The sequence below is a fragment of the Streptomyces sp. NPDC099050 genome (assembly GCF_044759865.1).
GTDB lineage: Bacteria > Actinomycetota > Actinomycetes > Streptomycetales > Streptomycetaceae > Streptomyces.
In genome coordinates this window covers 112367-124775 of sequence record NZ_JBIWAE010000015.1, presented here as the reverse complement: position 1 = coordinate 124775, position 12409 = coordinate 112367, and the positions used below count along the sequence as shown (strand labels likewise).

Sequence of the window (12409 nt, the reverse complement as noted above, 5' to 3'; positions counted from 1 at the left end):
ATCACCCCTACGGCTTCGGCTTCGGTTTGGCGGCGGGCTTCGCCGCCTTCGGGAGTTCCGGGGCCACCCACGGCTTGGTGGGCTGCATGTTCTCCGGGCCGCCCGCCGGGGGCTTGCCGATCGCCGCCAGGGCCTGCTTGGCCAGCGGCGCCCGGACCGGGGAGAACCGCGGGTTCGTCCGCAGCGCCTCCTCCAGGTGCCGCCGCGCCCCGGCCACATCGCCCAGGCCGCGCTCGATCACCGCCCGGTGGTAGGAGAACTCCGCGAGCCGCAGCCCCTGCTCCGTGGCCTTCTTCGCGTACTCCAGCGCCGCGATGTCGTCGCCCGTCTTGTGCAGCGCCCAGCCCAGCGCGTCCGCCACCGGCAGGCTCTTGTGCCGGGCCCACTCCGCCGTGAGGCGCCGTACGGCCGCCGCCGGATCGCCGTGGTCCGCCTCGAAGCGGCCCAGGAGCAGCTCCTCGTTCACCCCGCTCCGGGCGGCCTGCGCCGCGAGCCCGTCGTACACCGCCTTCGCCTCCTCGCCCCGGCCCAGCGACTCCAGCAGCTCGCCCAGCTCCAGCGACAGCGCCGGCACCGCGGCCCGGCCCAGCGCCAGCCGGTAGTCCCGGACGGCCTCACCGTCCCGGCCCAGCGCCGCCAGCACCCGCGCCCGCCCGCCCAGCGCTGCCGCCTGGCCCGGATCGGTGCGCAGTGCGGCCTCGTACTGCTTCAGCGCCTCCGCGTCGTCCCCGCGCTCCCACGCCAGCTCCCCGAGCCGGAACAGCACGTACGCCTTCTCCGCCGGGGCCTGCGCCGCGCCGCCCGCGTGCTCCATGGACATGGCCGCGTCCTCGCGCCAGCCCCGGTCCCGGTACACCTGTGAGGCCTTCATGAAGGCCGCCAGCCCCGGCCGCAGGTCGACCAGGCGTTCCATCGCCTTCTCCGCGGCCTTGTAGTCCCCGAGACCGCCGTACGCGTCCACGAGCACCGGGTACGCCGTCCACCGCTTCGGCGCCTGCGCCCGTACGAGTTCGCCCCACTTCTTCCCGGTCCCGAAGTCCCGCCGGGCGTTGGCCAGCGTGCCCATGCCCGTCATCGCGTCGAAGTTGCCCTTCTCGGCCGGGCGCAGCTCCAGCGAGCGCTTCAGGGCGCCCTCCGCCTTCGGGTACCAGGCGGGATCGGCCGTCCGCCGGGCCTGCTCCAGGTACGCCGATCCCAGCACCGCCCAAGAGCCCTCGTCGTCCGGGTGCTCCGCGACCCACTTCTCCCTGTCGGCGACCAGCGCCGACAGGTCCACCGCCGCCGCCGGCGCACCCATGCCGACCGCTGCCCGGGCCCGCTCGCTGGGCCCCGGCGGGCGCGCGTCGTCGTCCGTGCGGGCCGGCCGGATCAGCAGGGCCCCGGCGATCAGGACCACCAGGGCCGCCGCCGCCACGAGCGTCTTGCGGCCGGTGAAGGTCACGGGCGGGGCAGCCTGCCGCTGCCTCTCCTGAGAGGCGGATGCGTCGCGCATAGGGTCCATGGGGTCACTGTGCGTCAATATGAAGAGCTCGCCGAGGTGTCCGAAGAGCGTCGCGGGCGTGTTCACACCGATGGCCCCGGCTGTCACGCTGGGACCATGGTTGACGAAGTTGACGCAGCTGACGCAGTCGAAGAGCCCGGCGATGTTGATGACGGCTCGCGCGAACTCCACGCGCTGCTCCTGGAAGGCCTGCCGCCCGAGGCCCTGCTGACGGACCCCCAGGTGACCGCCTCCTACGCCACCGACATGGCGAGCTTCTGCGCGGCCGGCACCCCGGCCGCCGTGGTCCTGCCCCGGACCGTCGAACAGGTCCGGCACGTGATGCGCACCGCCCACGCGCTCCGCGTTCCCGTGGTTCCCCAGGGGGCTCGTACGGGCCTGTCGGGCGCGGCCAACGCCTCCGACGGCTGCGTCGTGCTGTCCCTCGTGAAGATGGACCGGATCCTGGAGATCGACACCGTCGACCGGATCGCCGTCGTCGAACCGGGCGTCGTCAACGCCGTCCTCTCGCGCGCCGTCGCGGAGCGCGGCCTGCACTACCCGCCGGACCCCTCCAGCTGGGAGCAGTGCACCATCGGCGGGAACATCGGCACCGCCGCCGGCGGTCTGTGCTGCGTCAAGTACGGGGTCACCGCCGAGTACGTCCTCGGCCTCGACGTGGTCCTCGCCGACGGCAGGCTCCTGCGGACCGGCCGGCGCACCGCCAAGGGCGTCGCGGGGTACGACCTCACCCGCCTGTTCGTCGGCTCCGAGGGCAGCCTCGGCGTCGTCGTCCGGGCCGTCCTCGCCCTGCGCCCGGCCCCGCCCCGCCAGCTCGCCCTCGCCGCCGAGTTCCCCTCCGCCGCGGCCGCCTGCGAAGCCGTCTGCGCCGTCATGGAGGCCGGTCTGACGCCCTCGCTGCTGGAGCTGATGGACCGTACGACCGTCCGCGCCGTCAACGCGCTCGGCAAGATGGGCCTGCCCGAGACGACGGAGGCCCTGCTGCTCGCCGCCTTCGACACCCCGCACGCGCCCGAGGACCTGGCCGCCGTGGGGGCGCTGTGCACCGCCGCCGGGGCGAGCGCCGTCGTACCGGCCGAGGACGCGGCGGAGTCCGAACTGCTGCTCCAGGCACGCCGGATGGCCCTGCCCGCCCTGGAGGCCCTGCGGCCCGCGACGATGATCGACGACGTGTGCGTACCGCGGACCCGGCTCGCCGAGATGCTGGACGGGACGGCCGCCATCGCCCGTACGCACGACCTGCTCATCGGGGTCTGCGCGCACGCCGGCGACGGGAACACCCACCCCATCGTCTGCTTCGACCCCGCCGACGAGGACGAGGCCCGGCGGGCCAAGGCGTCCTTCGAGGAGATCATGGCGCTGGGACTCGAACTGGGCGGGACCATCACGGGGGAGCACGGGGTCGGCGTCCTGAAGAAGGAGTGGCTCGCCCGCGAACTCGGCCCGGTCGGCCTGGAGATGCAGCGCGCCGTCAAGCACGCCTTCGACCCGGAGGGACTGCTCAACCCGGGCAAGCTCTTCTGAGTCACAGCTCCCCGTCGAGTCACAGCTCCCCGTCCGCCGACTCGTCCGACGGCCACGGGTCGCGCATCCACAGCTCGTCGGCCGGGGTCGGGGCGAGGAGCTCGGCCAGCGCCGCGTCCAGGCCGAGCCGGTCGGCCTCGGTGCCGGGCGGCACGATCCGCAGGGTCCGCTCCAGCCAGGCCGACACCGACACGGCGGGGGCCTCCAGCAGGGCGTCGCCGTCGGGGGAGCTGAGCGCCATGCACAGGACGGCCTGTTGGCCGACCTTCGTGGGCCAGATCCGCACGTCTCCGTGGCCGCACGGACGGAACACCCCCTCGACCAGCAGCTCGCGGGCGAAGGTCCAGTTGACCGGGGTGCTGGAGCCGGTGTGGAAGGTGATGTGCACGGCGTACGGGTCGTCCGTCAGGTACAGCAGGCGGGCGGGGACGGGCACGCTGCGCTCGGGGGACAGGACCAGCTTCAGTTCCAGCTCGCGCTCGATGACGGGGTGCTGCATGGCGGCCTCACTTCGGTACGGGGTGCGTGTTCGGGTGGTGCGCGGGGCTCTGGAGCGGCCCACACCCGGAGAGAGCGCCGAAGTGCCCGGGTATGACGCGACTTCGCGGGGCAGATCGAGGATTGGCCGAAATCTATCGGCTGACCGAATTCTTGCGTACGGGGCCGCGCGCGTCGGGGTTCGCCAGGGTTCGCCCGAACGCTTGGATTCTCCCGTTACCGGACCTGTCGGGGGGCGGTTCTTGGCTATGGTCCACCCCTGCAAGAAGCCTCAAGCCACGATCGGAGTTGGGGACATTGACGGCCTCCCCTGGTGACGGCGAGCACGCGGCCCGCGAGGGCTACTACCCCGACCCGTCCATCCCCGGGTACGTCAGGTTCTGGAACGGCCTGAACTGGGTTCCCGGTACGAGCCGCCCCGCGGCCCCGGCCGACGAGACGGGTCCCGTGTTCCTCGACCAGACGGGCATGAGCGAGGCGCTGCGCGAGCCGGAGCGATCCGAACACAGACCGCGGCCCCGGCCCGCCCCGGCTCCTGCCCCGGCGCCGGCCCCCTCGTCCTGGCCCGAACCCGCGGGCTCCGTGGCGGCTCCGGCCGCGCGGTCGGAGGTGGAGTCCTGGGCGGAGTCCGCTTCGCGGTCGGACTTCGGGGCTTGGCCGGCGGCGGGGGCCGGGGCCGCGGACGCGGCCGGGGACGCATCCGGATCCGGATCCGAGCCGGGATACGAGTCGGGGTACGCATCCGGATCCGAGCCGGGCCATGAGCCGGGATACGAGTCGGGGTACGCATCCGGATCCGAGCCGGGCCATGAGCCGGGATACGAGTCGGGGTACGCATCCGGATCCGAGTCCGGGTCTGCGGCCGCGGCCGCGGAGTGGCAGGCCGACCCGCTCCACCAGTCCGGCTTCGGCGGGCCGCGCGACCGCAGGGTGTCCTGGGGGCACGAGGAGGAGGCCGCCGCCGCCCACCCCGGCGGGATCTCCCTGGCCCGCACGCCGGTACCCGCGCCCACTCCGCACCAGGCACCGGCCCCGGCCCGGGCACAGGCCCCGCACCAGGCCCATGTCCCGGACCGGGCCCAGGCTCCGCACCAGGCCCATGTCCCGGACCGGGCCCAGGCCCCGCACCAGGCCCAGGCCCCGCACCAGGCCCCGGCGCTGCCACAAGCCCAGACACCGGGACACCGCTCGGCGCAGGCGCAGGCGCAGGGACACCGCTCGGCGCAGGCGCAGTCCCAGATCCCGGCGCCGGCTCACGCCCCGGCGCCGGCTCACCGCGCGGCTCAGGCCCCGGCCCCGGCCCGGTCTTCGTCCCCGGCCCCGGCCCGGCACTCGGCCCCGGCCCCCGTGTCGGCCGCCCTGCCCGCGCAGGCGTCCGGTTCCGCCGCCCCTGGCGGGCTCGGCATCCTGTCGGCGCCCTCCCCGGTCGCGGCCCATGCCCCCGCCCCCGCGCGGCCCGGCGCCCCCGGTCCGGAGCCGGAGCGGGTGGAACGCGTACGGCGCCCGGAGCGCGCGGCCCCGGCCGCCCCGGCGGAGCCCGCGCGGCGCGCGGCATCCGTAGAGCAGGCCGACCGTGCGGAGCGGGCCGGGGCCGCGGTGCCCCCGGCTCCGCGTCCCGAGCGGACCGGGCGCGCGGTGTTCGAGCGGATGGCGGAGCGGGCCGTGCGCCCCGCCGGGCTCGTGCGCCGCGCGACCGCCCGGCTGCTGGACTCCCTCGTGTACGCCGCCGTCGCGACCGGGGCGGCCCTGCCCCTCGTGCCGGGGACGACCGCGCACCTCCAGGCCAAGGTGGACGCGGCCCGCGCGGCCGGCCGGACCACCACCGTGTGGCTGCTGGACGGGACCACGGGGGGCTCGCTGGGGCTCGTGCTGGGCGCCGTCCTGCTCTTCGGCGTCTTCTACGAGGCCTTGCCCACAGCCCGTTGGGGCCGCACCCCGGGCAAGAAGCTGCTCGGCGTACGGGTTCTGGCCACCGCCACGCTGCGCCCGCCCCGCTTCGGTGCTGCGCTGCGCCGCTGGCTCGCGTACGCCCTCCTGGGCCTCCCGGGGGCCCTGTGGGCCCTCGCGGACCGTCAGCGCCGCCGGACCCTCCACGACCGCGCCGCACGCACGTACGTGGCCCGCTAGGGCCTGCCGTCGAACCCCTGTCGTCGACCCCCGTCGTCGAACCCCCGTCGTCGCCCGAAGGGCGGCCGCGCGGCGGGCGGGGGTTCGACGACGGGCCCCGAGGCCCCCGCGGGCCGTCTCCGACCGCCGTGTCCCCCGAATGGACGCGTCCCCGTTGCGGGCCGCCGCGGGCCGGGTTCGACTCGGGCCATGAGCACCGACCAGCCGCCGCCGGGCCAGCCGCCCGAGGACGACCCGTTCCTCAAGAAGCCCCAGGAACCGACGCCCCCGCCGTCGGGTGGTTCGCCGTACGGCTCACCGCCCGCCGGCGCCGGAGGAGCCTTCCCGCCGCCGCCCCCGCCCGGAGGCGGTGGCGGCTACCCTCCGCCGCCCCCGCCCGGGGGAGGCGGCTACCCGCCCCCGCCGCCCCCGTACGGCGGAGGCGGCAACGACCCGTACGGCGGTGGTGGTGGCGGCTACGGCATGCCCGACCCGCTCGCCGGGATGCCGCCGCTCGCCGACTTCGGCAAGCGGCTCGCCGCCCGCGTCATCGACCTGCTGATCATCGCCGTCCCGCTGTTCGTCATCCAGCTGTTCGCCGGTGACCGCAACCGCTACACGGTGAAGACGAACGAGGGCGAGGACGTCACCGAGGTCATCACCAAGTCCTACAGCGGCAGCGGACTGGTCATGACGCTGATCTCGATCGTCGCCTACGTGGGCTACGACTGGTGGTTCGTCAAGAAGAACGGCCAGACCCTCGGCAAGAAGTGGATGGGCCTGCGCGTCGCGATGCTCAACGACGGCAGCGTCCCGCAGTCCAACGCCGCCCTCTCCCGCGCCGCCGTGCTCTGGCTGCCGACGCTGATCTGCTGCTTCTGCCTGTGGCCGATCGCGCTCGTCATCTCGATGCTCGTCGACAAGCCCTACAAGCAGGGTCTGCACGACAAGGTGGCCAAGACCGTGGTGGTCCAAGCCACGTAGGAGCACCCGGTCCGGTGTGCGCGGGCGGTCTCCCCACGGGGGAGGCCGCCCGCGCCGCGCTGTGCGACGGCGGGGACGCGGGGACGGAGCGGGGGTGTCGGGGCGGTGGCGCGCGAGCGGTGGTGTCCCGTCAGTGGTGCACGGGGTGCACGGGGTGCTCGACCGCGGCCGGGGCGCCCGCCGGCACGTCCCGCGGGACCGTGTCGGGCACCGGTGAGGCGGTCCTGGTACGGGTCGCCGCGTGCCGTCCGCGCCGGCGGGGCAGCGGAACGGTGAGGGCGACGAGGACCCCGAGGGCGAGGGCGGCCGCGGAGATGACCGCGATGCCGAGTCCCGTACTCGTCTGCGAGAGCAGCAGCATGGCGATCGTCGAGACGATGACGGTGGCGGACCCGTAGGCGAGCTGTGCGGCAGTCGGACGCGGCATGTCGATATCCGTCCTCGAAGCGGGAGGGGGAGGCGGCTCGGCCAGGTCTGGCGCCGAGTGACCCTACGACGGTGGATGCCCGAGCGGAACTGTCGGTAAGCGCGACCTCACTCGCGCGAGGGGAGGCAGCGGAGCACAGGGGGCGCACGGGGGGCACCGCTGGGGTCCGGGGGGCGGGGAGGGGCGGACGGGACGGAGGGGATGGGCCGGTCGGATGGGGGGTCAGAAGTGCCGTTCGTCCCTTATGGCCGCCGAACGTCCGAATAGCGGAACTCGGTGACCGCATAGTGCAGTTGTAAGGAACAAGTCAAGGTCTGTCTTTTCTCGCGTCTCTCCGGTCAAATGTCGTCACTTGAGACGCGCGCCGCACGGAACCCCCCACTCCTCCGGAGAAGTTCCGCACCACTTCGCGGCCGCGGGAGGGGAACGACATCAAGTGACCAGCAACTCGGCCAGAAGACGAGCGCTGCGCGCCGCCGCAATCGGCGTGACCCTGGCAGCGACGGCGGCCACCGGCGCCGCCTTCACGATGGCCACGGCAGACCCGGGTGCGAAGGTGTCCGCCGCGGAGCGCCAGGACCCGACCGCTCCCTCGAAGGAGCAGGTCAAGCACAACCTCGAAGGCCCGTTCAGCAAGCAGCAGGAGCAGGCCCGCAAGGCCGCCCTGGAGCAGGTGCTGAGCGGCAAGAAGGACGTCGAGCAGCGGGGCGCCTCCAAGGTCGTCAAGCTCGACGACAAGAAGTACGTCGAGCTCGGCCGCGAGAAGACCGACAAGATCTTCACGATCCTCGTCGACTTCGGCGACCAGGTGGACAGCACCACCATGTTCGACCCGGACGGCCCCGGTCCCAAGCCGCCGGCGCCCAAGTACGGCGGCAACCCGGGCCCGCTGCACAACCAGATCGCCCAGCCCGACCGCGCGGTCAACAACAGCACGGCCTGGCGCAAGGACTTCAACCGCGCGTACTTCCAGGACCTGTACTTCGGTACCGGCAAGGGCAAGCACTCGCTGAAGACCTACTACGAGAAGACCTCCTCGGGCCGTTACTCGGTCGAGGGCGAGGTCGCCGACTGGGTCAAGGTCCCGTACAACGAGGCCCGTTACGGCTCGAACTACTGCGGCCAGTCCAACTGCGCCAACGTCTGGGACACGGTCAAGGACGGCGTGACCGCCTGGGCCGAGGCCCAGAAGAAGGCCGGGAAGACCGACGCGCAGATCAAGGCGCAGATGGCCCAGTACGACCTCTGGGACCGCTACGACTTCGACGGCGACGGCAACTTCAACGAGTCCGACGGCTACATCGACCACTTCCAGATCGTCCACGCGGGCGAGGACGAGTCGGCCGGCGGCGGCGTGCAGGGCACCAACGCCCTGTGGGCCCACCGCTGGTACGCCTACGGGACCGAGGCCGGCAAGAACGGCCCCGCGAACAACAAGGCCGGCGGCACCCAGATCGGCAACACCGGCATCTGGGTCGGCGACTACACGATGCAGCCCGAGAACGGCGGCCTCGGCGTCTTCGCGCACGAGTACGGCCACGACCTGGGCCTGCCGGACCTCTACGACACCTCCGGTGGCGGCGAGAACTCGGTCGGCTTCTGGTCCCTGATGTCGGCCGGCTCCTGGCTCGGCGAGGGCAAGGACTCCATAGGCGACCTCCCGGGCGACATGACCGCCTGGGACAAGTTCCAGCTGGGCTGGCTGAACTACGACAAGGCCAAGGCCGCGACGAAGTCCACCCACAAGCTGGGCGTCTCGGAGTACAACACCAAGGACAAGCAGGCGCTCCTCGTCGAGCTGCCGAAGAAGAAGGTCACCACCGACATCGTCGCTCCCGCCGAGGGTGCTTCGCAGTGGTGGAGCAACATGGGTGACGACCTCAAGAACACCCTCACCCGCTCCGTCGACCTGACCGGCAAGTCCTCCGCGGCCCTGTCGCTCAAGGGCTGGTGGGACATCGAGGCGGAGTACGACTTCCTGTACACCGAGGTCTCCACCGACGGTGGCGCGACCTGGACCGCGCTCGCCGGCACCGCCGACGGCGTGGCCATCCCGGTCGACGCTTCCAACAGCCCGTCGCTGACCGGCGTCTCGGGCAGCTGGAAGAACCTGGCCTACTCGCTGGACGCCTACGCGGGCAAGAAGGTCGACCTCCGCTTCCGCTACCAGACGGACGGCGGCGCGGGCGGCAAGGGCTTCACGGGTGACGCCCTCGCCATCACGGCGGACGGCGCCACGGTGTTCACCGACGGCGCGGAGAACGGCGACAACGGCTGGACCGGCAAGGGCTTCTCCCGCATCGGCGCCGGCTTCACCAAGGAGTACGCCCAGTACTACCTGGCCGAGAACCGCCGCTACGTCTCGTACGACAAGACCCTCAAGGTCGGTCCGTACAACTTCGGCTTCGCCAACACGAAGCCGAACTGGGTCGAGCACTACGCCTACCAGGACGGCCTCCTGATCTGGCAGTGGGACACCTCCCAGAAGGACAACAACACCAGCCAGCACCCCGGCGCCGGTCTGATCCTTCCGATCGACGCCAACGCCAAGCCGATGAAGTGGTCGGACGGCACCCTGCTGCGCAACAAGATCCAGCCGTACGACGCCGCCTTCAGCGCGTACAAGACGGATGCGATCACCCTGCACAAGAACGGCCAGGAGCTCTTCCTGAAGCCCAAGCCCGCGCAGCTCGTCTTCGACGACCACAAGGGCAAGTACTTCTACGACGAGAACCCGACCGGCTCGGTGAAGACCACTGACACCAACACCAAGATCAAGATCGTGAAGGAGACCTACGACGGTCTCGTCATGACGGTCGAGGTCGGTCCTTCCGTTAAGTAATTCGGTAAAACCGCAGGTCAAAACATGATCGGCCGTCGCCCTCTAGCGGGCGGCGGCCGATCGCGTTTAGATGCGTGGGCTGAGTTTCTTATTGACGGGGGAGATGAAGACATGCCCGGTGGAGGTTTCGTCCGATTGCCAGGCGGCAGCGTGGTCGTCGCGCTCACGCTGCCCAGACCGTCCGTGGAAGGCGCCGTCGGCGCCGTCAAGGGCGGCATCACCTTCGGCCTCGCAGGCGCCGCCGAAGGCGGGAACGTCCGTGTGCTGGTGCACGCGGTGAACCGGGCCCGCGCCCTGACCAGGCTGCGGAACCTCGGACTGCGCGCCGTCTACCTGCGCGGGAACGCGCAGCCGCCCACCCCGGACGAGATCACCGCCGTCCTGCACCACCCCGACGGCCTGCTCTGGCGCTCCGCCCCGGACCGGGCGGCGGAGCTGTGGCACCCGATCAGGGCCCTGCTGGGGTGACCGGGCGGGGCTGACCCGCCTCAGCCGGCCACCACGGGGGTCCCGCTCAGCTCCACCCCGGCTTCCCGGAGCTCGGCCAGCGCGCGGGTCGTGGTGTGCGGGGCCACGCCGGCCGTCAGGTCCAGCAGCACGTGGGTGCGGAACCCCGCGCGGGCCGCGTCCAGGGCGGTGGCCTTCACGCAGTGGTCGGTGGCGATGCCGACCACGTCGACCTCGGTGACCTGCCGGTCGCGCAGCCACTCCGCGAGCCCGCGGCCGTTCTCGTCCGCGCCCTCGAAACCGCTGTACGCGGCCTCGTACGCCCCCTTGTCGAAGACGGCGGCCACGGCCCCCGAGGCGACGGCGGGCGCGAAGTTCGGGTGGAAGCCCACGCCCTCGGTCCCGGCGACGCAGTGCACCGGCCAGGAGGTCTCGTAGTCCGGCTGGGCCGGCGGGTGCGCGAAGTGGGACCCGGGGTCCACGTGGTGGTCACGGGTGGCGACGACGTGCCGGTACCCGGCGGTGGCCTGGCCGACGAGCTCGGTGATGGCGGCGGCGATGTCGGCCCCGCCGGTGACCGCGAGGCTGCCACCCTCGCAGAAGTCGTTCTGTACGTCGACGACGATCAGTGCGCGGTGCATGTCCGTTGCCCTTCGGCTTGGTGTGTGGTGGGCGGGGGACCCTGCGGGGGCTCTTCCCCCACCCCGCCCGGGGTTACGCGTACTCCGTCGGGATCACGGCCTCGCCCCGCGACAGCTGCGTTGCCGAGAGCGGCAGGCCCGCCAGGACCTCGCGGTGGCGGTCCCGGACCGTCTCCAGGGACTCGCGGGCGACGACCTCGCCGCCCTTGACCAGCTCCACGAGCAGTTGCCTGTCGGCCAGCGCGGCCGGCACCGGCCCGGTCCCGAGGACCTCCGCCTCCGCGATCCCCTCGGCGTCGGTCCGGCGGGCCGCCCACTTGCGCCCCCCGACGGAGGTCTTGCCGCCCGAGGACTTCTTCGCCACCGGCACCAGCGGCGCCTTCGGGTCGGCCGAGGCCGCCCGCGCCACCAGCTTGTAGACCATCGAGCACGTCGGGTGCCCGCTGCCCGTCACCAGCTGCGTGCCGACCCCGTACGCGTCCACCGGAGCGGCCGCCAGCGAGGCGATCGCGTACTCGTCCAGGTCCGAGGTCACCACGATCCTCGTCTCCGTGGCCCCCAGCTCGTCGAGCTGCTGCCGCACCCGGTGCGCGACCAGCAGCAGGTCCCCGGAGTCGATGCGGACGGCGCCCAGGCCCGTTCCGGCGACCTCCACGGCCGTGCGGACCGCCTCCGCCACGTCGTAGGTGTCCACCAGCAGCGTGGTGGAGCCGCCCAGCGAGGCGACCTGGGCGGTGAAGGCGTCCCGCTCGCTGTCGTGCAGCAGGGTGAAGGCGTGCGCGCTGGTGCCGACCGTCGGGATCCCGTAGCGGAATCCGGCCGCCAGGTCCGAGGTCGAGGTGAAACCGCCGACGTACGCGGCGCGCGCCGAGGCGACGGCCGCCAGTTCGTGCGTGCGCCGGGCGCCCATCTCGATCAGCGGCCGGCCGCCGGCGGCCGAGGACATCCGGGAAGCGGCCGCGGCGATCGCGGAGTCGTGGTTGAGGATCGACAGGATCACGGTCTCCAGCAGCACGCACTCGGCGAAGCTGCCCTCGACGCGCAGGACCGGGGAGCCGGGGAAGTAGACCTCGCCCTCCGGGTAGCCCCAGATGTCGCCGGAGAAGCGGTACGAGGCGAGCCAGTCGAGGGTGCGGGCGTCGACGACGCCGCGCTCGCGCAGGAACTCCAGTACGGCGCCGTCGAAGCGGAAGTTCTCCACCGCGTCGAGCACCCGGCCGGTCCCCGCGATCACTCCGTAGCGGCGCCCCTCGGGGAGCCGGCGGGTGAACACCTCGAAGACCGAGCGGCGGTCGGCCGTGCCGCTGGCCAGCGCGGCCTGCAGCATCGTGAGCTCGTAATGGTCCGTGAAGAGCGCTGTCGACGGCACGTCCACCGGCAGGCCCAGGTCCGCAGGGTTCATGTGACGGATGCTAGCGCACATCTCGTCAGAGTGACGA

The 12409-nt window shown here is 72.8% G+C and carries 10 protein-coding genes; 5 read left to right on the top strand and 5 right to left on the bottom strand.

The features are described 5' to 3' along the window. Positions 1–7: 7 nt before the first annotated feature. Entirely contained in the window at positions 8–1501 is a 1494-nt protein-coding gene (locus tag ACIQV3_RS24750; protein WP_403715196.1) for a tetratricopeptide repeat protein, read from the bottom strand. Positions 1502–1597: 96 nt separating this feature from the next. Here ACIQV3_RS24750 and ACIQV3_RS24745 point away from each other — a divergent pair, with 96 nt between their 5' ends. Then, a complete protein-coding gene (locus ACIQV3_RS24745; protein WP_403715192.1) occupies positions 1598–3025 on the top strand; it encodes an FAD-binding oxidoreductase in 1428 nt (475 codons plus the stop codon). A gap of 19 nt (positions 3026–3044) precedes the next feature. Here the strand turns inward: ACIQV3_RS24745 and ACIQV3_RS24740 are convergent, their stop codons facing one another. Then, the gene (locus tag ACIQV3_RS24740; RefSeq protein ID WP_403715190.1) at positions 3045–3524 is read right to left on the bottom strand and encodes an SsgA family sporulation/cell division regulator; all 480 of its coding nucleotides are present in this window, start codon (positions 3522–3524) and stop codon (positions 3045–3047) included. 287 nt (positions 3525–3811) lie between these two features. Here ACIQV3_RS24740 and ACIQV3_RS24735 point away from each other — a divergent pair, with 287 nt between their 5' ends. Continuing rightward, complete coding sequence (locus ACIQV3_RS24735) at positions 3812–5650, top strand: RDD family protein (RefSeq protein ID WP_403715188.1); 1839 nt, start codon at positions 3812–3814, stop codon at positions 5648–5650. Positions 5651–5839: 189 nt separating this feature from the next. After that, positions 5840–6613: an RDD family protein gene (locus tag ACIQV3_RS24730; protein WP_403715186.1), complete on the top strand. Its 774-nt coding sequence runs from the start codon at positions 5840–5842 to the stop codon at positions 6611–6613. A gap of 130 nt (positions 6614–6743) precedes the next feature. On the opposite strand, the gene ACIQV3_RS24725 is transcribed toward ACIQV3_RS24730, so the two are convergent. Further along, positions 6744–7040: a hypothetical protein gene (locus ACIQV3_RS24725; RefSeq protein WP_403715184.1), complete on the bottom strand. Its 297-nt coding sequence runs from the start codon at positions 7038–7040 to the stop codon at positions 6744–6746. 436 nt (positions 7041–7476) lie between these two features. Between ACIQV3_RS24725 and ACIQV3_RS24720 the strand changes: the two genes are divergently transcribed. After that, on the top strand, positions 7477–9882 hold the full coding sequence (locus tag ACIQV3_RS24720) for an immune inhibitor A domain-containing protein (RefSeq protein ID WP_403715182.1): 2406 nt from the start codon (positions 7477–7479) through the stop codon (positions 9880–9882). Positions 9883–9993: 111 nt separating this feature from the next. After that, entirely contained in the window at positions 9994–10350 is a 357-nt protein-coding gene (locus tag ACIQV3_RS24715) for a hypothetical protein (protein ID WP_403715180.1), read from the top strand. 20 nt (positions 10351–10370) lie between these two features. On the opposite strand, the gene ACIQV3_RS24710 is transcribed toward ACIQV3_RS24715, so the two are convergent. Continuing rightward, on the bottom strand, positions 10371–10970 hold the full coding sequence (locus tag ACIQV3_RS24710; protein WP_403715178.1) for a nicotinamidase: 600 nt from the start codon (positions 10968–10970) through the stop codon (positions 10371–10373). Positions 10971–11043: 73 nt separating this feature from the next. Then, entirely contained in the window at positions 11044–12372 is a 1329-nt protein-coding gene (locus ACIQV3_RS24705) for a nicotinate phosphoribosyltransferase (protein ID WP_403715176.1), read from the bottom strand. Between the last annotated feature and the right edge of the window lie 37 nt (positions 12373–12409).